The sequence below is a fragment of the Pseudonocardia terrae genome (genome assembly GCF_021343995.1).
Classification (GTDB): Bacteria; Actinomycetota; Actinomycetes; order Mycobacteriales; family Pseudonocardiaceae; genus Pseudonocardia; species Pseudonocardia terrae.
Genome location: NZ_JAJTTE010000003.1, coordinates 207,063 through 227,375 on the forward strand (window position 1 = coordinate 207,063; position 20,313 = coordinate 227,375).

The 20,313-nt window shown below is 71.6% G+C and carries 20 protein-coding genes; 14 read left to right on the forward strand and 6 right to left on the reverse strand.

The window, feature by feature from the left end:
* Complete coding sequence (gene recR / locus LWC33_RS03395; protein WP_232868081.1) at window positions 1-621, forward strand: recombination mediator RecR; 621 nt, start codon at window positions 1-3, stop codon at window positions 619-621.
* Here the strand turns inward: recR and LWC33_RS03400 are convergent, their stop codons facing one another.
* The 3 genes from LWC33_RS03400 to LWC33_RS03410 all read right to left on the reverse strand — a co-directional run bounded on the left by LWC33_RS03400 (window position 622) and on the right by LWC33_RS03410 (window position 2,120).
* Window positions 622-1,434 (reverse strand): alpha/beta fold hydrolase, encoded by an 813-nt coding sequence (locus LWC33_RS03400; protein WP_233302704.1) that lies wholly within the window; start codon window positions 1,432-1,434, stop codon window positions 622-624.
* Window positions 1,435-1,551: 117 nt separating this feature from the next.
* On the reverse strand, window positions 1,552-1,785 hold the full coding sequence (locus LWC33_RS03405) for a hypothetical protein (RefSeq protein ID WP_233302705.1): 234 nt from the start codon (window positions 1,783-1,785) through the stop codon (window positions 1,552-1,554).
* 137 nt (window positions 1,786-1,922) lie between these two features.
* Complete coding sequence (locus LWC33_RS03410; RefSeq protein WP_233302706.1) at window positions 1,923-2,120, reverse strand: hypothetical protein; 198 nt, start codon at window positions 2,118-2,120, stop codon at window positions 1,923-1,925.
* 389 nt (window positions 2,121-2,509) lie between these two features.
* On the opposite strand from LWC33_RS03410, the gene LWC33_RS03415 reads away from it, so the two are divergent.
* From LWC33_RS03415 to LWC33_RS03445, 7 genes are all read left to right on the forward strand, one after another.
* On the forward strand, window positions 2,510-3,409 hold the full coding sequence (locus tag LWC33_RS03415; RefSeq protein ID WP_233302707.1) for a helix-turn-helix domain-containing protein: 900 nt from the start codon (window positions 2,510-2,512) through the stop codon (window positions 3,407-3,409).
* Window positions 3,406-3,591: a DUF397 domain-containing protein gene (locus tag LWC33_RS03420; RefSeq protein WP_233302708.1), complete on the forward strand. Its 186-nt coding sequence runs from the start codon at window positions 3,406-3,408 to the stop codon at window positions 3,589-3,591. Before LWC33_RS03415 ends, LWC33_RS03420 begins: the two co-directional genes overlap by 4 nt.
* Window positions 3,592-3,809: 218 nt before the next feature.
* Window positions 3,810-5,462: an ABC transporter substrate-binding protein gene (locus tag LWC33_RS03425; RefSeq protein ID WP_233302709.1), complete on the forward strand. Its 1,653-nt coding sequence runs from the start codon at window positions 3,810-3,812 to the stop codon at window positions 5,460-5,462.
* Window positions 5,463-5,604: 142 nt separating this feature from the next.
* Window positions 5,605-6,609 carry an ABC transporter permease gene (locus tag LWC33_RS03430; RefSeq protein WP_233302710.1) on the forward strand — a complete coding sequence of 335 codons (1,005 nt, stop codon included), beginning with the start codon at window positions 5,605-5,607 and terminating at the stop codon, window positions 6,607-6,609.
* Window positions 6,606-7,565: an ABC transporter permease gene (locus LWC33_RS03435; protein ID WP_233302711.1), complete on the forward strand. Its 960-nt coding sequence runs from the start codon at window positions 6,606-6,608 to the stop codon at window positions 7,563-7,565. Before LWC33_RS03430 ends, LWC33_RS03435 begins: the two co-directional genes overlap by 4 nt.
* Complete coding sequence (locus tag LWC33_RS03440) at window positions 7,565-8,563, forward strand: ABC transporter ATP-binding protein (protein ID WP_233302712.1); 999 nt, start codon at window positions 7,565-7,567, stop codon at window positions 8,561-8,563. The genes LWC33_RS03435 and LWC33_RS03440 overlap by 1 nt, the downstream gene beginning before the upstream one ends.
* Window positions 8,560-9,693, forward strand: coding sequence for an ABC transporter ATP-binding protein (locus LWC33_RS03445; protein ID WP_233302713.1), 1,134 nt, complete (start codon window positions 8,560-8,562; stop codon window positions 9,691-9,693). The genes LWC33_RS03440 and LWC33_RS03445 overlap by 4 nt, the downstream gene beginning before the upstream one ends.
* Before the next feature lie 42 nt (window positions 9,694-9,735).
* Here LWC33_RS03445 and LWC33_RS03450 read toward each other — a convergent pair whose 3' ends face one another.
* Both LWC33_RS03450 and leuA read right to left on the reverse strand, forming a co-directional pair.
* Entirely contained in the window at window positions 9,736-10,374 is a 639-nt protein-coding gene (locus tag LWC33_RS03450) for a DedA family protein (RefSeq protein ID WP_233302714.1), read from the reverse strand.
* 180 nt (window positions 10,375-10,554) lie between these two features.
* A complete protein-coding gene (leuA, locus tag LWC33_RS03455; protein WP_233302734.1) occupies window positions 10,555-12,345 on the reverse strand; it encodes a 2-isopropylmalate synthase in 1,791 nt (596 codons plus the stop codon).
* Between the two features lie 296 nt (window positions 12,346-12,641).
* On the opposite strand from leuA, the gene LWC33_RS03460 reads away from it, so the two are divergent.
* Window positions 12,642-12,944, forward strand: coding sequence for a hypothetical protein (locus tag LWC33_RS03460; RefSeq protein ID WP_233302715.1), 303 nt, complete (start codon window positions 12,642-12,644; stop codon window positions 12,942-12,944).
* Between the two features lie 17 nt (window positions 12,945-12,961).
* Here the strand turns inward: LWC33_RS03460 and LWC33_RS03465 are convergent, their stop codons facing one another.
* Window positions 12,962-14,281, reverse strand: a complete 1,320-nt coding sequence (locus LWC33_RS03465) for a hypothetical protein (protein ID WP_233302716.1) — start codon at window positions 14,279-14,281, stop codon at window positions 12,962-12,964.
* A 300-nt stretch (window positions 14,282-14,581) separates the two neighbouring features.
* Between LWC33_RS03465 and LWC33_RS03470 the strand changes: the two genes are divergently transcribed.
* The 5 genes from LWC33_RS03470 to LWC33_RS03490 all read left to right on the forward strand — a co-directional run bounded on the left by LWC33_RS03470 (window position 14,582) and on the right by LWC33_RS03490 (window position 20,296).
* The gene (locus LWC33_RS03470; RefSeq protein ID WP_233302717.1) at window positions 14,582-15,850 is read left to right on the forward strand and encodes an aspartate kinase; all 1,269 of its coding nucleotides are present in this window, start codon (window positions 14,582-14,584) and stop codon (window positions 15,848-15,850) included.
* 3 nt (window positions 15,851-15,853) lie between these two features.
* On the forward strand, window positions 15,854-16,909 hold the full coding sequence (locus LWC33_RS03475; RefSeq protein WP_233302718.1) for an aspartate-semialdehyde dehydrogenase: 1,056 nt from the start codon (window positions 15,854-15,856) through the stop codon (window positions 16,907-16,909).
* Between the two features lie 125 nt (window positions 16,910-17,034).
* The gene (locus tag LWC33_RS03480) at window positions 17,035-17,529 is read left to right on the forward strand and encodes a beta-class carbonic anhydrase (protein WP_308190898.1); all 495 of its coding nucleotides are present in this window, start codon (window positions 17,035-17,037) and stop codon (window positions 17,527-17,529) included.
* 382 nt (window positions 17,530-17,911) lie between these two features.
* Window positions 17,912-19,264: a TOTE conflict system archaeo-eukaryotic primase domain-containing protein gene (locus tag LWC33_RS03485; RefSeq protein WP_233302719.1), complete on the forward strand. Its 1,353-nt coding sequence runs from the start codon at window positions 17,912-17,914 to the stop codon at window positions 19,262-19,264.
* Window positions 19,265-19,306: 42 nt separating this feature from the next.
* Window positions 19,307-20,296 carry a DEAD/DEAH box helicase gene (locus tag LWC33_RS03490; RefSeq protein WP_372476542.1) on the forward strand — a complete coding sequence of 330 codons (990 nt, stop codon included), beginning with the start codon at window positions 19,307-19,309 and terminating at the stop codon, window positions 20,294-20,296.
* The last annotated feature ends 17 nt before the right edge of the window (window positions 20,297-20,313 follow it).

Genomic DNA, 20,313 nt, shown 5'->3' on the forward strand with positions numbered 1-20,313 from the left:
GTGTTCGAGGGACCGGTCCAGGACCTGATCGACGAGCTGGGCCGGCTGCCCGGCGTCGGTCCCAAGAGCGCGCAGCGCATCGCGTTCCACCTGCTCGCCGCCGACGCCGCGGACGTCACCCGGCTGCAGGAGGTCCTGCAGAAGGTCAAGCAGGGCGTGCAGTTCTGCGAGGTGTGCGGCAACGTCTCGGAGAAGGAGCGCTGCCGCTACTGCTCCGACGCGCGCCGCGACCCCACGGTCGTCTGCGTGGTCGAGGAGCCCAAGGACGTCCTGGCGGTGGAGCGGACCCGCGAGTTCAAGGGCCGCTACCACGTGCTCGGCGGCGCGCTCGACCCGTTGGGCGGGATCGGGCCGGAGTCGCTGCGGATCCGCGAGCTGCTCGCGCGGCTCGGCGGCACCGGTCCGGCGACGGACGAGGGCGACATCGGCGAGGTCATCATCGCCACCGACCCGAACACCGAGGGCGAGGCGACCGCGACCTACCTGGTCCGCCTGCTCAAGGACTTCCCCGGCCTCAGCGTCACCAGGCTGGCCTCGGGCCTGCCGATGGGCGGCGACCTGGAGTTCGCGGACGAGATGACCCTCGGCCGCGCCCTCGCAGGCCGTCGCGCCCTCAGCTGATCAGCCGGCCAGCACCTTCGTCAGCACCTCGGCGAACTCCGCCGGGGCGCCGAGGAAGCCGCCGTGGTCGCCGGGGAAGATCGTCGGCGTCACCCCGAGCCGCTCGGCCAGGGCCGTCGACGTCGCCTGGGTCAGCAGGTGACCGGACTCCGCGCCGATGCCGACGACGATCCGGGTCGGCGCCGCCCGCAGCGCCTCGACGTCGGGCACGAACCGCGTCGTGACCATCAGGTCGTGGCCCAGGAACCGCTCGGCGTCGCGCATGTCCTGCTCCGACGGCGGCGGGCCGGGCGGCGGCTCGGCCGGCGCACCGTCGTCGCCCACGAAACCGGCCGCGGCCATGAACTTGGCGAAGGCCGGGCCGGGGCCCTCGGCGTGGAAGGTCGCCACGACGTCCTCGCTCACGGCGATCCGGGCTTCGCGATCCGGCAGCAGCTCGATCAGCGGCGGCTCGTGCGCGACGAGGGTGCGCAGCCGCTCCGGGTGCCGGGCGACGAGCGCGAGCCCGGTGGTCGCACCGCCGCTGGATCCGAAGACGTCGGCGGTGCTCGCGCCGAGGGCGTCGAGGATGGTGACGACGTCGTCCGCCCGCTGCTCCACCGGAACGTCGAGATCGGGGTCCTCGAGCGGGCTGTTCGCGATCCCGCGTGGGTCGGTGGTGACGACGGTGTGGTGGGCAGCGAGGGCGTCGGCGAGCGGGGCGAAGTGCGCCGCCGACATCGGCGACCCCACGACGACCAGCAGCGGGCCGGAGCCGCGCACCTCGTAGTGCAGGCGCGCGCCGGGGACGTCGAGCGTGTGGACCTCGGTCACGGTTCCTCCAGGTCATCGAAGCCGGCACGGGGAAGACCGGGTGCGCGGCGAGAACTCATCGCCGAGAACGAAGAAGCCCGGCGCCGCGGGCCGCGACGCCGGGCTCGGCCCGGTCGCTCAGCCGGGAGGAGGCGACTGCAGCTCGGCTCGGGCGCGCAGCAGCGCGCACGAGGGGCAACCGGTCACCGCGGCGACGGACACGATCTCGTTCTCCCGCAGCCACAGATCCCATTCGACGCCCTTGAGCCGATTGCGTTCCTTCTCGACCTCTTCCTTCCCGACCGCGACGCCGATGGACACGCTGAGTCCGACGAGGGCTGCGAGCCCGACGGCCACGACGATCGCGTACACGGTTCCTCCTTCGACCTGGGCTGGGTGCTGACTCGGCCGTTCGGAACGGCCCGTGCGCAGGAACCCCCCGGCACTGCGCAGTGGTGAACGGCATCGGCGGATCTCCCCTCGACCGAGGGTGTGGAGCCGATACGTTCTCAGTCGCTGTCCTCGTCGCCCCAGGAGTCGTAGCCCGACCGGCTCGTCCCGGCCTGCCGGACCTCCCAGTTGCGGCGACGTTCGGCAGCCACCTGTCGCCAGGCACGGGCCTGTGCGGCATCGAGGACGCCGACGACCGCGCCGATGACGACCAGGCCACCCAGCCCGATCAGGACGACCACGATCGGCGTGATCACGGTGACCACCTCCCGGAACGACGCCGGGCGACCTTGCTGGAGACCGATCCGGTACGTGCGCGGACGGCTCGGACATGGATCATCGGGACTCACCTTCCACTCGGAGTGCTGCCCGGCGGACACCGGGAGTCGAGGGGGTCCCTGCTGCGGGACCGGGGCCGTGGCGCGGCGGGTGCGACGGGCGGGGCGCGAGCCGGTCGGGGAGATCACGGGCGCCTCCTTCCCACGGGGACCCCGGGTGGAGGTGATGCGAACCGCTCGGGGTCCAGCTGTGCTTAGATTGCCCGACGGGATGTCCTCATGCAATTGCACCGAGACGCTGCCGTGTGAATCACTCGCTCGGAGCAACCGGCCGGTTCCGATGGGTGAGCGGACGGGGGGAAGGCGGGATGGCGCCACAGCAGGGGCCCGCGGGACCGCGGCGACGGCTCGGCGCCGAACTGCGGCGGCTCCGACTCAACGCCGACATGACCCTCGACGAGGTCGCGGAGCAGATGACGTGCTCGACGTCGAAGATCAGCCGGCTGGAGACGGGCAAGGGCATCCCCAAGCTGCCCGACGTCAACGAGCTGATCCGGATCTACGGCGTGACCTCCGACGCCGAGCAGGACATGCTCCGCCGGCTGGTGCGCGAGGGGCGGACGCAGGGGTGGTGGGAGCCCTACGTCGAGGGCGTACAGCCGGAGCGGTTCGTCATGGACTCGCCGGCCCGCTACCCCTCGCTGGAGACGGCGGCGCGCGCGGTGTCGTCGTTCGACATGGCGGTGATCCACGGGCTGCTCCAGACCGAGGACTACGCCCGCGCCGTACTCAACGCGGTACTCCCGCACCACCGACGTCGCGAGATCGACAAGCTCGTCGAGCTCCGGCGGATGCGTCAACTCGCGGTTGTCGAGCGCGACCCGCCGCTGTCCCTGGCGGTGGTGCTGGACGAGGCTGCGCTCAATCGGGTCGTCGGCGGTGCCTCCGTGATGTCGGCCGAGTTGGAGTTCGTCGTCGAGCGCTCGCGCATGCCGCACGTGGATGTGCGCGTGTTGCGCTTCGGCGCTGGTGCGCACCGGGCACACGCCGGCGACTTCGTGCTGCTCGAGTTTCCCGACTCCACGATGGACTGCGTCTACATCGAAGGACACGCCGGGGACCAGTATCTCGAAGGAGAGGCGGACGTTGAGCTGTATAAAGGCGTCTTCGCTGACGTCGCCGACCGCGCACTCGACCCCGATGAGTCGCGGGAGCTGATCAGCTGGTACGCCCGCAACCACGCTCCCCGACGGAAGGCCACCTCGTGATCGAGTTCCGGACCAGCAGCTACTGCGATCTCGGTAGCTGTGTCGAGGTCGGACGCACCGCCGACGGCTCATTCCTGGTGCGGGACACCAAGAACCGCGAGCAGGCCCCGCTGGCGTTCACTCGCGAGGAGTGGGCGGCGTTCGTGGCGGGCGTGAAGAACGGCGAGTTCGAGGCCTCCTGAGAGGCCGTCCTGTGAGGACGGTCCACTCCGGAACATCGTCGCCGGTCGGCCCACCGGTCCATCACGGACCGTGAGTTCGTGACGTCCGCCTCACGCAGTTGAGGTGGATTTGAGGTAGCTGTGCCCCAACTGTGACGTTCTGGGCTACCGACGGGTAAAGGCTGTGACTAGCGTCTCCGGGCATCGCTCGAACCCGACGACCTCGGAGTGCCCAGAGAATGCCCACCACACGACGTCTGCTCGCCACCATCGCCGCTGGCGCGCTCGCCGTCTCGCTCGCCGCGTGCGCGACCTCCGAACGAGGTGGCGGCACGCAGGCCGGCGCGACCGGCGGGACGATGGTCTTCGGCGCGGCCGGCGCCCCGAAGAACTTCGACCCGATCTTCAACGACGACGGCGAGAGCTTCCGTCCGATCCGTCAGATGTACGACACCCTGATCACCTACAAGGCGGGCACCACCGACCTCGCGCCGGGCCTGGCGACCGAGTGGTCGTCCACCCCGGACGGCAAGACGTGGACCTTCACGCTCCGCCAGGGCGTGAAGTTCCACGACGGCACCCCGCTCGACGCCGCCGCCGTGTGCACCAACTTCGACCGCTGGGCCGACACGACCAGCGAGGCCGCGCAGAGCAACATGATCTACTACGCGGACGTGTTCGAGGGCTTCAAGAACTCGGGCGGCATCTACCAGGGCTGCCGGGCCACCGACCCGAACACCGCGGTCATCTCCCTGTCGAAGTACAAGGGCGCCTTCCCCGCCGCCTTCGGCCTGACCTCGCTGTCGATCTCCAGCCCGGCCGCCCTGAAGCAGTACGACGCCGACAACGTCAGCCAGAGCGGCGACTCGTTCTCCTACCCGGCCTACGCCACGGACCACCCGACCGGCACCGGCGCGTTCAAGTTCGAGAGCTACGACCGCACCGCGAACACGATCACCCTGGTCCGCAACGACGACTACTGGGGTGAGAAGGCCAAGCTGGACAAGCTCGTGTTCAAGATCATCCCGGACGAGAACGCCCGCAAGCAGGAGCTCACGGCCGGCACGATCGACGGTTACGACTACCCGTCGCCCGCCGACTACAACGCCCTCAAGCAGGCCGGCCAGCAGGTGCTGATCCGCCAGCCGTTCAACGTGCTCTACATGGGCATCAACACCAAGAACAACCCGGCGCTCGAGGACATCCGGGTGCGTCAGGCTCTCGCCTACGCGATCGACCGGCAGGCGCTGGTGCAGACCAAGCTCCCCGAGGGCGCCGAGGTCGCGACGCAGTTCATGCCCAAGACCGTCGCCGGGTACGCCGACGACGTCGAGCAGTACCCGTACGACCCGCAGAAGGCGAAGGACCTGCTGGCCCAGGCCGGGGCGTCGAACCTGACGCTGAACTTCTACTACCCGACCGAGGTCACCCGGCCCTACATGCCGAACCCGACCGACCTCTTCCAGCTGATCTCGGAGAACCTCAAGCAGGTCGGGATCACCGTCAACGCGGTGCCGCGGCCGTGGAACGGCGGCTTCAAGGACGACGTCCAGACCGCGGGCAAGCAGGACCTGCACCTGCTCGGCTGGACCGGCGACTACAACGACGCCGGCAACTTCATCGGCACCTTCTTCGGACGCGAGAAGGCGGAGTTCGGTCCCGAGGACCCGGCCATGTACGCGCAGATCAACGCGGCCGACGCCGAGCCCGACCCGGTCAAGCACGCCGCGGCGTACCAGCAGGCCAACCGCGACCTGATGGCGAAGTACCTGCCGGCCGTGCCGATCAGCAGCAGCCCGCCCGCGATCGTCGTCTCCGGCGCGATCCAGGGCCTGGTGCCCAGCCCGCTGACCGACGAGCGGTTCAACACCGTCAGCAAGACGCAGAGCTGATCCGACCGAACTGCATTATGGAACCATAATGGGTCTATTTCGCTGGTCCGACCACATTATGGTTCCATGATGCGTGAAACCGGCTGCCCTGAGCGCGTTATGGAACCATAATGCGCTCGGGGTGCCGGTGTGAAAGGCCACCATGCTGCGCTTCATCGTGCGGCGGTTGATCCAGGTCGTCCCGACGCTCCTGCTGCTGTCCCTGCTCCTGTTCGCCTGGCTGCGCTCGCTGCCCGGCGGACCGGCGGCCGCGCTGCTCGGCGACAAGGCGACCCCGGAGAAGATCGCCCAGCTCAACACCGTGCTCGGGCTCGATCAGCCCGTCCCGGTCCAGTACGTCCGCTTCCTCGGCCGCGCCGTGACCGGCGACTTCGGCAACTCCCTGATCACCGGCGAACCGGTCACCACCGAGATCGCCCGGGCGCTCCCCGCGACCATCGAGCTCTCGATCGCCGCGCTGCTGCTCGCCGTGCTGCTGGGCATTCCGCTCGGCTACGTCGCGGCCCGGTACCGCGGCCGGCCGCTCGACACCACCACCGTGATCGCGACGCTCGTGGGCGTCGCGGTCCCCGTCTTCTTCCTCGGCTACCTGCTCAAGCAGTTCTTCGCCGTGGACCTCGGCTGGTTCCCGCCGTCCGGGCGCCAGGCCGTGGGCATCGACGCCACGCACGTCACCGGCTTCGCCGTCCTCGACGGTCTCCTGACCAGGGAGTTCGACGCGTCGTGGGACGCCCTCGTGCACCTCGTGCTGCCCGCGATCGCCCTGGCCACGATCCCGCTGGCGGTGATCGTGCGGATCACCCGGGCGTCCGTGCTCGACGTCATGGGCTCGGACTTCGTGCGCACGGCCAACTCCAAGGGCCTCGCGCCGCGCATCGTCCGCGAGCGGCACGTGCTGCGCAACGCCCTGCTCCCCGTCTCGACGACGATCGGCCTGCAGACCGGCCTGCTCCTCGCGGGCGCGGTGCTCACCGAGAAGGTCTTCGTGTGGGGCGGCCTCGGAACCCTGCTCGCGCAGGCGATCGAGCGCCGCGACTACCCGCGGCTGCAGGCCGTGGTGCTGCTCGGCGCGCTGGTCTACGTGATCGTGAACCTGCTCGTCGACCTGTCCTACGCGATCATCGACCCGAGGGTGAGGGTGCGATGACCTCGCCGAGAGGCAGCCTGCGACCCCGACCCCCGACCCTGCTGGACCGCCGCCGGCGCCGCGTCGACGAGCTGGCGGAGGCGAGCGGGCGCAGCCTCACCGCCGACGCCTTCCAACGGCTGCGGCGCAACCCCGTCGCGATCGTGGGGGCCGTGATCGTCGGGCTGTTCGTGCTGGTCTCGATCCTCGCGCCGTGGATCGCCCCGCACGACGCCGCGACCGCCTTCCCCGAGCTGCAGCGCACGCTGCGGCCCGACTCCATCCCCGGCGCCCAGCCGGGCTTCCCGCTGGGCTCGGACCAGAACGGCCGGGACTTCTTCTCCCGCATGATCCTGGCCTCGCGGCAGACGCTGCTGGTCGGTGTCTTCGCCACGCTGATCGGACTGGTGTTCGGTGTGCTGATCGGGGCGCTCGCGGGCGCCTTCGGCGGGTGGGTCGACACCGTGCTCATGCGGGTCACGGACGTCCTGCTGTCCATCCCGTCCCTGCTCCTGGCGATCTCCATCGCCGCGCTGACCGCCAAGCCCAGCCAGACGACGGTGATCATCGCCGTCGCGCTGGTCAGCGTGCCGGTGTTCGCCCGGCTGCTGCGCGGCGCGATGCTCGCGCAGCGGGAGTCCGACCACGTCCTCGCGGCCACCTCGCTGGGGGTGAAGCGACGTGCGATCGTGCTGCGGCACATGCTGCCCAACGCCATGGGCCCGGTGATCGTGCAGGCCACGCTGACCCTGGCGACGTCGATCCTCGACGCGGCCGCGCTGTCCTTCCTCGGGCTGGGCGACGGCGACCCGGCCCGCGCCGAATGGGGGCTCATGCTCGCCAACGCCCAGGCCTACCTCGATGTCCGGCCCGCCCTGGCGTTCTGGCCCGCGATCGCGATCATCCTGGTCGCGCTCGGGTTCACGCTGCTCGGCGAGGCCCTGCGCGAGGCGCTCGACCCGAAGGGACGACGCTGATGACCGCGCTGCTGGAGGTCGAGGACCTGCGGGTCGCGTTCACCCGGCGCGGCGAGCCGGACACCGTCGCCGTCGACGGGGTGAGCTTCGACGTGAAGCCGGGTGAGATCGTCGGGCTGGTCGGCGAGTCCGGCTGCGGCAAGTCGGTGACGTCGCTGGCGGTGATGCGGCTCCTGCCCGAGCGCGGCAACCGGGTCACGGGCTCGATCCGGATGGACGGCGAGGACCTGCTGGCCCTGTCGGACTCCGCGATGCGCGAGCGCCGCGGCCGGGACCTGTCGATGATCTTCCAGGACCCGCTGTCCTCGCTGAACCCGGTGATCCCGGTGGGGCTGCAAGTCACCGAGGTGCTGACCCGGCACCGCGGCATGAAGAAGCACGCCGCGCGCCGGGAGGCCGCGGAGCTGCTGGACCGCGTGGGGATCCCCGACCCGACGAGGCGGCTCGACTCGTACCCGCACCAGATGTCCGGCGGCATGCGGCAGCGCGCCCTGATCGCGATCGCGCTGGCCTGCACGCCCCGGCTGCTGATCGCCGACGAGCCGACGACGGCCCTGGACGTCACGATCCAGGCCCAGATCCTCGACCTGCTCGAGCAGCTGGTCGCGGAGACCGGGACGGCGCTCGTGATGATCACGCACGACCTCGGCGTCGTCGCCGGATTGTGCGACCGGGTCAACGTGCTCTACGCGGGCCGGATCGTGGAGCGCGCGGACCGGCACGAGCTGTTCCGCGCCCCGCGGCACCCCTACACGCACGGGCTGCTCGGCTCGATCCCACGGCTCGACGGGCCGCCGGGGGAGGAGCTCGCGGCGATCCGTGGCTCGGTCAACGACAACCTGCCCTGGGCGGCACCGGAGGGCGGCGCCTGCGCGTTCACCCCGCGCTGCCCGCGGGCGCTCGACGTCTGTGGCGAGGTGACCCCGTTGGCGGAGCGGGCCGGGACCCGGTTGCTGCGTTGCCACAACCCCGTCCCGGTCGCGGAGGGAGCGGCATGAGCGAGGAGACGAACGGGTCGGCGCCGGCGCTGCTGGAGGTCGAGGACCTCGCCGTCCACTTCCCGATCACCCAGGGCGTGTTCCGGGGCCGGACGGTGGGGCACGTCTACGCCATCGACGGCGTCTCGCTCACGGTGCGCCGCGGGGAGACGTACGGGCTGGTCGGCGAGTCCGGGTGCGGCAAGTCGACCCTCGGCCGGGCGATCCTCAAGCTGACCGAACCGACCCACGGCCGGGTCCGGTTCGACGGCGAGGACATCGCCGGGCTGAAGGGCGAGGAGCTGCGCCGCCGGCGCCGCCGGTTCCAGATGGTGTTCCAGGACCCGATGTCGAGCCTCGACCCGCGGCAGTCCGTGGAGTCGCTGCTCAGTGAGGGTCTCACGGCCCACGGGCTGTCGAAGGGGCCGGAGGCGGACCGACGGCGGCTGCGGGAGCTGGTCGACGCCGTCGGGTTGCCGAAGGGGTCGCTGCGCCGCTACCCGCACGAGTTCTCCGGCGGACAGCGGCAGCGGATCGGGATCGCGCGGGCGCTGTGCGTGGAGCCCGACCTGATCGTGGCCGACGAGCCGGTGTCGGCGCTCGACGTCTCGGTGCAGGCCCAGGTGCTCAACCTGCTGTCCCGGCTGCAGCGCGAGCTCGGGCTGACCTACCTGGTCATCGCGCACGACCTGGCGGTGGTCCGGCACGTCAGCGACCGGGTGGGCGTGATGTACCTGGGCGGGATCGTCGAGGAGGCGCCGTCGACGGACCTCTACGCCGACCCGCAGCACCCCTACACCCGTGCGCTGCTGTCCGCGGTGCCGCTGCCGGACCCGGAGGCCGAGGACCGGCGGGAACGGATCCTCCTGGCCGGGGACCTGCCGTCGCCCGCCGCGCCGCCCAGCGGCTGCCGGTTCCACACCCGCTGCCCGTGGAAGCAGGCGGAGCGGTGCGACACCGAGCGCCCCGAGCCGCGCCGGCTCGAGGGCGCGGCGCCGGGACACCGGGTGGCCTGCCACTGGGCCGAGCAGATCCGCGACGGCCGGATCCGGCCGCACCACGTCGACGCGGACATGGTCGACGAGGCCGCCACCCTCGCCGTCGGTGCCCCGGAGCACGCCTCCAGCGTCCAGGAGATCCTCGGCCGCTGACGCAGCGTGCGCGGTGAGCCGGGCCGGAGCACCGCGCACGGCTCACGCGGCGAGGGGGCAGGGTCCCTCGTGGTGCTCCGGCTCGCGGCGGAGCGGGGTGGGCTCGCAGGCGCACGCGTCGGGCTGCCCGGCCCGTTCCGGCGCGACGCGCCGCCTGGCCAGCAGGCCGACGACGACGGCGGCCGGGACGGCGAGGGCGAAGCCGAACCACGGGTCGCCGGTCACGGTGGCGCCCAGGAAGCCGAGGCCGAGGCAGACGGTCGCCCAGATCAGCGCGCCCACGGCCGAGCCGAGCACCACCCCGCGCAGCCGCATGCGCAGGGCCCCGCAGGCGATCGTCGAGGCCACCACGCCGAACGGCACGAAGTACGACGGCGCGATCACCATCGGCCCCGACGCCGCGAGCCGGGACTCGATCCAGGTGACCGCCCGTGCCCCGGCCCGCCGCCGGGCGATCCGCCGCAGCAGGGCGGGCCCGGCGGCGCGGCCGAGGGCGTACTTCGCCAGGTCGCTGGCGACCGACCCCGTTGTGGCGGCCAGGATCGCGAACGGGAGCAGGAGGCCCCCGGCGCCCGCGAAGGCGCCGCCGGCGAGCAGCACGGGTTCGGCGGGCGCGAACGGCACCGCGGACCAGAACAGCAGGAACAGGTACGCGGCGAGCGGGGCGACCGGTAACGGCACGGTCACGACGGTAGGGGATCAGCCCGGTTCCGCCGCATCGGCCGCTGTGAGCCCGCTGAGCGTGGGCGGGCTCCGCCGGGACGCCGACCGGCCGCCCGTGGGTCGCACGGGCGGGCCGGTCGCTGCCGGACGCGCGGGTCAGCGCAGGGTGGTCAGCTCCGGGTGGTCAGCTCGGGGTGGTCAGCGCAGGGCGCGGTTGATCGCCGAGACCAGCGCCTTGAAGGAGGCGGCGACGATCGAGGAGTCGATCCCGACGCCCCAGAGGACCTTCTCCTCCACGGCGCACTCGACGTAGGCCGCCGCCCGGGCGTCGTCGCCGCCGCCCATCGCGTGCTCGTGGTAGTCGAGGACGCGGACGTCGAACCCGATGCCGGCCAGCGCGTCCACGAACGCGGCGAGCGGGCCGTTGCCGCTGCCGCTGATCTCGTGCAGCTCGCTCTCGACCCGGACGGTCGCCACGATCTCGTCGCGGCCCTCGCCGTCGCTGGTCAGCCGGTGCCGGATCAGCTTGAGCGGGGTCTCGCGGGTCAGGTACTCGGTCTCGAAGACGTCGCGCATCTCCTTCGGAGAGACCTCGCCGCCCTCGGAGTCGGTGACCTCCTGGACGACCTTCGAGAACTCCATCTGCAGCCGGCGCGGCATGTCCAGCTGGTGCTCGGTCTTCATGATGTAGGCGACGCCGCCCTTGCCGGACTGCGAGTTCACCCGGATCACGGCCTCGTAGGTGCGGCCGATGTCCTTGGGGTCGACCGGCAGGTACGGCACCTCCCACGGGTGCTCGTCCACGGTGTGCCCGGCGGCGTCGGCGTCGGCCTTCATGGCGTCGAAGCCCTTGTTGATCGCGTCCTGGTGCGAGCCGGAGAAGGCCGTGTAGACCAGGTCGCCGCCCCACGGGTGCCGCTCGTGCACCGGCAGCTGGTTGCAGTACTCGACGGTCCGCCGGATCTCGTCGATGTCCGAGAAGTCGATCTGCGGGTCGATGCCCTGGGTGAACAGGTTCATGCCCAGGGTGACCAGGTCGACGTTGCCGGTGCGCTCGCCGTTGCCGAACAGGCAGCCCTCGATGCGGTCGGCCCCGGCCTGGTAGCCCAGCTCGGCCGCCGCGACCGCGGTGCCCCGGTCGTTGTGCGGGTGCAGCGACAGGATGATCCCCTCGCGGCGCGCCAGGTTGCGGTGCATCCACTCGATGCTGTCCGCGTAGACGTTCGGGGTGGCCATCTCGACGGTCGCCGGCAGGTTGACGATCATGGGCTTGTCCGGCGTGGGCTGCCAGATCTCCGAGACCGCGTTGCAGATCTCGACGGCGTACTCCAGCTCGGTGCCCGTGTAGGACTCCGGCGAGTACTCGAAGCGCCAGTCCGTGTCCGGGTACTTCTCGCTGATCTGCTGGACCAGCTCCGCCCCGTCCGTGGCGATCTTCGTGATGCCCGCGCGGTCCTGTCGGAACACGACCCGGCGCTGCAGCACCGACGTCGAGTTGTAGAGGTGGACGATCGCGTTGGGCGCGCCCTCACAGGCCTCGAAGGTGCGCTCGATCAGCTCGGGGCGGGCCTGGGTGAGGACCTGGATCCGGACGTCCGACGGGACGGCGTCCTGCTCGATGATCTCGCGGACGAAGTCGAAGTCCGTCTGGCTGGCGGCCGGGAAGCCGACCTCGATCTCCTTGTAGCCCATGCGGACCAGCAGGTCGAACATGCGGCGCTTGCGCGCGGGGCTCATCGGGTCGATCAGGGCCTGGTTGCCGTCGCGCAGGTCGACGGCGCACCACAGCGGGGCCTTCGTGATCCGCGTCGAGGGCCAGGTGCGGTCGGGCAGCGAGACCGGCTCCACCAGCTCGTGGAACGGCTTGTACCGCCCGATCGGCATATGGGAGCCCTTCTGGGGGTTCCAGACGGGCTGGTCCGTGGGCGCCGGTACGGACGGCGTGCGGATCCTGCTGGCCGAGGAGGCGGTGTAGGCGTCGGGCGACATGGACACGGGAATCGTGCTCCTTCTGGGGGTGCTACCGGGAGGTGTCGACCGGCGGCACGCCAGAACCCGCGACGAGGGGCCGGTCGGTCAGACCCCGCCGCGGCGGCGAAGGAGCAGGCGCGCCATGGACCCGACTGTAACCCCCCGCCCCGGGTCGTCGGCAACCCCGCCCCCCGCCGCGATGACCGCGGCCACACCTCGTGACGCCGAGCCACCCGATAGGGCGAGCGCGCGGACCCCCCGAACGGCCGCCGGTCTGAGAGGATGCGCGCAACTCGTGCCCTGGAGGGAACACAATGGCGGTGGGAACGACCGTGCGTCGCGGGGCAGGCCTGCTGGCCTCCCTGGTCCGGCTCGTCGGGATGCTGATCGTGGCCGTCCTGGTGATCCACATCGTGCTGACCCTGCTCGACGCGAACCCGGCCAACGGCTTCACGATCTTCATCCGCGACCTCGCGGAGTACTTCAACCTCGGGCTCGGGAACCTGTTCCTGCCCGCGGAGCCCAAGCTCGCCGTGACCCTGAACTACGGCACCGCGGCGATCATCTGGGGCATCATCACCGCCGTCGTCACGCGCCTGATCCGCCGGATCGGCTGATCCCGGTCCGATCCCGGTCAGATCGCGTACGGCCAGTCGGCCAGGGCGTAGGCCCCGAACCAGGCCGAGACCAGCACCGCGGCCACCAGGACGGACACCCGTGTGCCCGGCCGGCGCCGGGCGAGGCCCACGGCCATCGGCAGCAGCAGGGTGAACGCCGGCACCAGCAGCCGCGCCTTGGAGCCCATGAGCCCGTTGCTGCCCACGTCCATGAGAAGCACCACCGCCGAGTAGACGACGAGCGGCCACGGCATCCACCTGCGCACAGCCTGAGCCACGGAGACCACCAGGAGCGCGACCGCCCCGAGCAGGATGCCGACGGTTGCGACCTCCATGACCGAACGGCCGTCGGCCAGCGCCGCGACCGCGAACGACGCGGTGGCCCGGCCGCCGTCGAACCGCGAGTCCCAGCCGCGCTGCTGCAGCGCGAACCAGCCCGTCGGCGAGCCCGTGCGGGTCGCGACGTAGCCGAGGTAGGCCAGCAGCCCGGCGGCCGCGAGCGGGCCACCCAGCCAGGGCCGCCATCCGTCCCGCCGCGCGACGACGGCCACGAGCGCGGCCAGCCCGACGGCCGCGACCAGCGCGGCCGCGGTCGGTCGGACCAGCCCGGCGGCGGCCGCGGCGAGCCCCGCGCCGACCCACTGCCCGCGCAGCAGGAACACCAGCGCCCAGGCGGCCGCCGCGCAGAACAGCGCCTCCGAGTAGGCCATCGAGAACACGACCGCCATCGGCGTGCTCGCGAACAGCACCACCAGCACCAGACCCACCCGGCGGGAGCCGCCGGGGACGAGCTCGCCGAGCCTGGCGACGCCGTGGGCGGCCACGATCCCGGCCAGGACCGTCGCCACGAGCGCCGCCGGCAGCAACGGCAGACCCGTCACGAACCGGACGCCGGCGACCGTGGCCGGGTAGCCGGGGAAGAACGCCAGCGGGGTCTCGCCGCTGCGGTGGCCGTAGGCGTCGCTGAGCCCGATCGGGACATCGTCGTAGCCGCCCTGGGCCAGGCCGAGGAACCACTGCCCGTCCCAGGAGCCGAGCTCGTCGCCGAGCCGGGTGCCCTGCCGGGTCGCGACCATGGCGAGCACCACGATCCCCACCGCGCGGACGCCGAGGAACAGCGCCGCCGGCAGCAGGGCGTGCCCGACGGCGGCCCACGGGACCGCGCGGGCGCGGCCCCGGACGGCGGCGAGCGGCTCGGTCGGGCCCTCGGCGGGCAGCGCGTGCCGCGCTCCGTGCCCCGGCCTGATCGGCGACCCGGCCGGCAGCTCGCGGGGCAGGGACCCGGGAACCGGATCCCGGACCGCCTCCGCGCCCCCGTCGCCGCCCGCCGCGCTCATCGGTCCATGATCTCCTGCCGGGGCGCACACGAGGCGCGGCCCCGCCCAGCCGCACCCGACGGGGTGGTTCCGGGTGGTTTCCCCGGGGCGGCGCCGGACGCCGACCCGCTGGTCAGCGCGCGGTGCCCCGGGGCCTCGGCACCCAAACGTGGCGTGGGCCTCTGTGGCATCGGTCAAACACATCAGCCCTGCACGTCGCAGCCGGTATCCTCGGCTTCCGACCAGCGCCCGGAGTGCGGTGCGCACCCGCCCCGAGGCGGAGGACCAGGGCGCCGGACCGGCGCCGGACAGGAGGTCGGAGTGGCCCTCGTCGTGCAGAAGTACGGCGGATCGTCGGTCGAGAGCGCGGAGCGGATCAAGAAGGTCGCCGAGCGCATCGTCCGCACCCGCAAGGAGGGTCACGACGTCGTCGTCGTCGTGTCCGCCATGGGCGACACGACGGACGAGCTGACGGACCTCGCGGAGCAGGTCTCCACCGGGGCCCCGCCGCCGCGCGAGATGGACATGCTGCTGACCGCGGGCGAGCGCATCTCCAACGCCCTCGTCGCGATGGCGATCCACTCGCTGGGTGCCGAGGCCCGCTCGTTCACCGGCTCCCAGGCCGGCATGCTCACCACCTCGAAGCACGGCGACGCGCGGATCGTCGAGGTGAACCCGCACCGGCTGCGCAGCGCGCTCGCCGAGGGCCAGATCGTGCTGGTCGCGGGCTTCCAGGGGATGAACGAGGACTCGAAGGACATCACCACGCTCGGCCGCGGCGGCTCGGACACCACCGCCGTCGCGCTGGCCGCGGCGCTCGAGGCCGACGTCTGCGAGATCTACACGGACGTCGACGGCATCTTCTCCGCCGACCCGCGGATCGCGCCGAAGGCCCGGCACCTCGAGACCGTCACCTACGAGGAGATGCTCGAGCTGGCCGCGTGCGGCGCGAAGGTGCTGCACCTGCGCGCCGTCGAGTACGCCCGCCGCTACAACGTCCCGCTGCGCGTCCGCAGCTCGTACAACGAGAAGCCCGGCACGCTCGTCGCCGGCTCGATCGAGGAGATTCCGTTGGAGAACCCCATCATCACCGGGGTCGCGCACGACCGGTCCGAGGGCAAGATCACCGTGACGGGCGTGCCGGACACCCCCGGTATGGCCGCCCGGATCTTCCGCGTGGTGGCCGATGCCGAGATCAACATCGACATGGTGCTGCAGAACATCTCCAACCAGTCGGACGGCAAGACCGACATCACCTTCACGCTACCCCGCTCGGACGGCCCCAACGCCGTCGCGGCGCTGGAGAAGGCCAAGGAGCAGATCGGCTACGCCGAGCTGATCTACGACAACGAGGTCGGCAAGGTCTCGCTGGTCGGCGCCGGCATGCGTAACCACCCGGGGGTCACGGCCACGTTCTGCGAGGCGCTGTCCGACGCCGGGATCAACATCGAGACCATGAACACCTCGGAGATCCGGATCTCGGTGATCTGCAGGTCCGACCAGCTCGACGACGCCGTCCGCGCGCTGCACGCCGCGTTCGAGCTCGACTCCGAGGAAGAGGCCGTCGTCGCGGCCGGGACGGGGCGCTGAGACATGTCCGGACCCGTGCTCGCCATCGTCGGCGCCACCGGCGCCGTCGGCACCACCATGATCGAGATCATCGACGCCCGCACGACCGTGCCGTGGGGCGAGATCCGGCTCGTCGCCTCCGCCCGCTCGGCCGGAAAGGTGCTGAAGGTCCGCGGTGAGGACGTCACCGTGCAGGCGCTCGCGCCCGAGGTGTTCGACGGCGTCGACATCGCCCTGTTCGACGTGCCGGACGAGATCTCCGCCGAGTGGGCCCCGATCGCCGCCTCCCGCGGCGCCGTGGCCGTCGACAACTCGGGCGCCTTCCGGATGGACCCCGAGGTGCCGCTGGTGGTGCCCGAGGTCAACGCCGAGGCCGCTGCGAACCGGCCCAAGGGGATCATCGCGAACCCCAACTGCACCACGCTCTCGATGATGGCCGCGATGGGCGCGCTGCACCGCGAGTTCGGGCTCGAGGCGCTGGTCGTGGCCTCGTACCAGGCCGCGTCGGGGGCCGGCCAGCCCGGCATCGACCGATTGGCGGCCGAGCTGTCCGCGGTGGCGGGCAAGGACGTCGGCAAGAAGGCCGGGGACGTGGCGGAGGCCGTGTCCGGCCTCGGTGGCGACTCGCCGTTCCCGGCCCCGCTCGCGCTGAACGTGGTGCCGTGGGCCGGCTCGCTCAAGGACGACGGCTGGTCCTCCGAGGAGCTCAAGGTCCGCAACGAGTCCCGCAAGATCCTGGGCATCCCGGACCTGCGCGTGTCGGCGACCTGCGTGCGCGTCCCGGTGGTCACCACGCACGCGCTGGCGGTGCACGCCACCTTCGCGCGCGAGGTCACGGTCGAGGCGGCGCACAAGGTGCTGTCCGCCCAGCCCACGATCGTGCTCGACGACGACCCGGCCGCCGGCGTGTGGCCGACGCCCGCCGCCGTCGTCGGGCAGGACCCGACGCACGTCGGCCGGGTCCGCCAGGCGCTGGACTTCCCCCGCACCCTCGAGCTGTTCGTGTGCGGCGACAACCTGCGCAAGGGCGCCGCGCTGAACACCTACGAGATCGCCGAGACCATCGCCGACCAGGTCTGATCCAGCCCGCCGACGGCACCCCCGCCACGCGCGGGGGTGCCGTTCGTGCGTCCGGGGACGCGCAGGGGCGTGAGATGCAGCGCCCCGCCTCGCCCGGGCCCGGTCCGTCCCGGACGATGGGGGGCGTGAGCGACGACGTACTCCTGACCCGTCACGCCGAGCGCGGTGCGGCCGCCTCCGCCGAGGCCGCCAAGGGGCTGCCCGCCCCGCCCTCGCTGCACACGCTGATCGTGACCTGCATGGACGCGCGGATCGACCCGGTCGCGCTGTTCGGCATCGAGCCCGGCGAGGCGCACGTGCTGCGCAACGCGGGCGGGATCGTGACCGACGACGTGGTGCGGTCGGTGACGATCAGCCAGCGCGAGCTGGGCACCCGGACCGTCTACGTGGTGCAGCACAAGGGCTGCGGGATGGGCACGTTCACCGACCCGGAGTTCGTCGCGAAGCTGCAGGAGGAGTGCGGCGCCACCCCCGACTGGGCGCCCGGCGCGTTCTCCGACGCCTTCGAGAGCGTCCGCCAGGGCGTCGCGCGCCTGGTGGACAGCCCCTTCACCCTCCCGGAGATGCGGGTCAAGGGCTTCGTCCTGGACCTGGAGACCTTCGCGCTCGAGCCGGCCTGATCCGGCGGGTCGTGCGCGACACGCCGCCGCGCACGACCCCTTCGGCGTCCACCCGGCCACCCGGAGGGTGGTGAGGATCGCCCGGTGGGGCTGCCGGGCAGAGGGACCGTGACCTGATTACAGCGGCGGTCGCCTCGGGCAGGCGCAGCGGCCAAACTCCCCGCCCAGCTCGAACTCGTAGCTCGCCTGTATCGAGATCGGCGCGCCGGCGCGGGTCTACTCGCTCAGCCTCGCGGCTTCGACACCCACGCCAACGAATACAGCACCCAGCAACGACTGCTCACCGAGTTCGACAGCGCAGTCTCGGCATTCCTCACCCGCAGCTCAACCATCTTGGCTGCGGTGGGGATCGGGGAACCGCGGATTCTGCCCGGCTGGCATCGTGGATGTTGTGGTGGTGGGCTCCGGAGATCTCGAGCGCGAGCTGCTCCGGCTGCGGGCCGAGAACGCACGGCTTCTGCGGCTGCTGGGCATGACGGGGCAGCAAGCGCGTGTGCCCGCCGCGGCGCAGTCGGGGTTGTTCCTCGAGCCTCCCGGGGTGGTGACGGCCGCGTCAACACCCTCGGAGAAGGTGCGGTTCTTCCGGACGCTGTTCGCGGCTCGTGAAGACGTGTATGCGGTCCGGTGGGAGAACAGCCGTTCCGGCAAGTCGGGCTGGATGCCCGCGATCGCGGGGGGCTGGAGCAAGGGGGCGAGTCGCCCCTACCTGCGGCTGTCGGACGAGGTGGTGGCCGAGCACCTGTCCGGCCGTCAGCACATCGGCCTGTATCCCTTGCTGCCCGGCGATATGTGCCGCTGGCTGGCGGCGGACTTCGACGGACCGGCGGCGATGCTCGACGCTCTGGCCTACCTCAAGGCGGCGCGGGCAGTCGGCGTGCCGGCGGTACTGGAGGTGTCACGGTCCGGCGTCGGCGCCCACGCTTCGATCTTCTTCTCCGGGCCGGTCTCCGAGGCGGCGGCCAGGACACTCGGGATGGGATTGCTGCGCGAAGCCATCGCCGTCCGTGGCCGAATGGACCTGCGCACCTACGACAGACTCTTCCCGTCCCAGGACGTCCTCCCTGCCTCGGGAGGCATCGGCAACCTCATCGCGGCCCCGCTGCAAGGACGCTCGCGCAAGGACGGGGCCACGGTGTTCCTCGACCTGGGCACGCTCGAACCGCACGAGGATCAGTGGGCCTATCTGTCGAGCGTGCATCGTCTGTCTCCGGCTGAAGTCGCGAAGCTCGCCCAGCGGGTGTGCGCTGTGAAGGTCGGTGGTGCGGTCGAACGACTCGCAGCGGCGACCTCGACGAAGACGCGCCCGGAACCGTCGCCGATCGTGACGGTCGCCCTGGGAGCCGGATGCGCGGTCACGAGCGCGGATCTGACGCCCGCGACCCTGGCGACGATCAAGCACGCGGCCTCGATGAGTAACCCGCTCTTCGCCGAGCGCCAGCGCCGGCGGCTCTCGACGTGGAATGTGCCGCGGTTCCTGTTCAGCTATGAGGAGCCTCTGGACGGCACCCTCGTCGTGCCGCGCGGGCTGGCGGATCGGGTAGTCAGCGTCGTGGAGGAGTCGGGCCGCCGGGTCGAATCACCGACGACCGGGTGGCCGGGGCCGTCCGGGCTTTCGTCTTGGCGGCAACGCCGCGGGGCGATCAAGAGGCTGCGGTCAGCGCCCTTGCCCACCATGAGCTCGGCGTGTTGGTGGCCGAGCCCGGAGCGGGCAAGACGGTCGTGGGATGTGCGTTGATCGCCCATCACGGCGTCCCCACGCTCATCCTCGTGGACCGCACTGGCTGACCAGTGGCGGGCTCACGTGCGGGAGCTTCTCGGCGTTCGTACTGGCCAGTTGCGCGGCGGCCGGTCCTCGTTGCAAGGCACCGTGGATGTCATGACGTTGCAAACACTGGCGCGGCGAGAGGACGTAGGCGCGTTGACGGCCGGATACGGGCTGGTCGTCGTCGACGAGTGTCATCACCTTCCGGCTGCGGCGTTCGAGAACGCTGCCCGGCAGATCCGTGCCAAGCGGTGGCTCGGGCTGACCGCGACGCCGTATCGCCGGGACCGGCTCGACGAGCTCATCACCCATCAGCTCGGCCCCGTCCGGCACACGATCACCCCAGCACGGGCCGGCACCCTCGAGGCCTCCGATATCCCGGATCGCGTTCTGCTCGTGCATTCGACGTCCTACGACTACCGGGGAGACGCGGACCCGACGGCGCCAGGTGCGATGGCCGCGATCTACCGAGATCTCGTCGCGGACGAGGCACGCACCACCCAGGTCGTGACGGATGTGCTGGCGGCGCTGGAGCGCGGCCGGCACTGCCTGGTCCTGACCCAATGGAAATCGCACGTCGACGCCTTCGTGGAGCTCCTGCGCAAGGACGGGCGGGAGCCGGTGGTGCTACGCGGGGGCATGGGCGCCCGGGACCGGGCCGCGGCGATGGCGCGGCTCGAACCCGGTGAGACACCCCTGCTCGTCGTCGCGACCGGCTCCTACATCGGGGAAGGCTTCGACTGTCCCGCGCTGGACGCCCTGTTCCTCGCCGCGCCGATCGCGTTCAAGGGCCGTCTGGTGCAGTTCGTCGGACGAATCCTGCGACCACATCCGGGCAAAACGACCGCCGAGGTCCACGGCTACCACGACGAACTCACTCCGGTGCTCGCGTCCTCCCTCGGCAAGCCAGCACCCGGCTACACCTCGCTCGGTTTCAAAGCTCCCAGGAACTCCATCCTGACCCAACCCGGGGTTCCACAGATCAGCCAGTCGACTAGTCCGTGAAAATGGGTTGTGAGCTG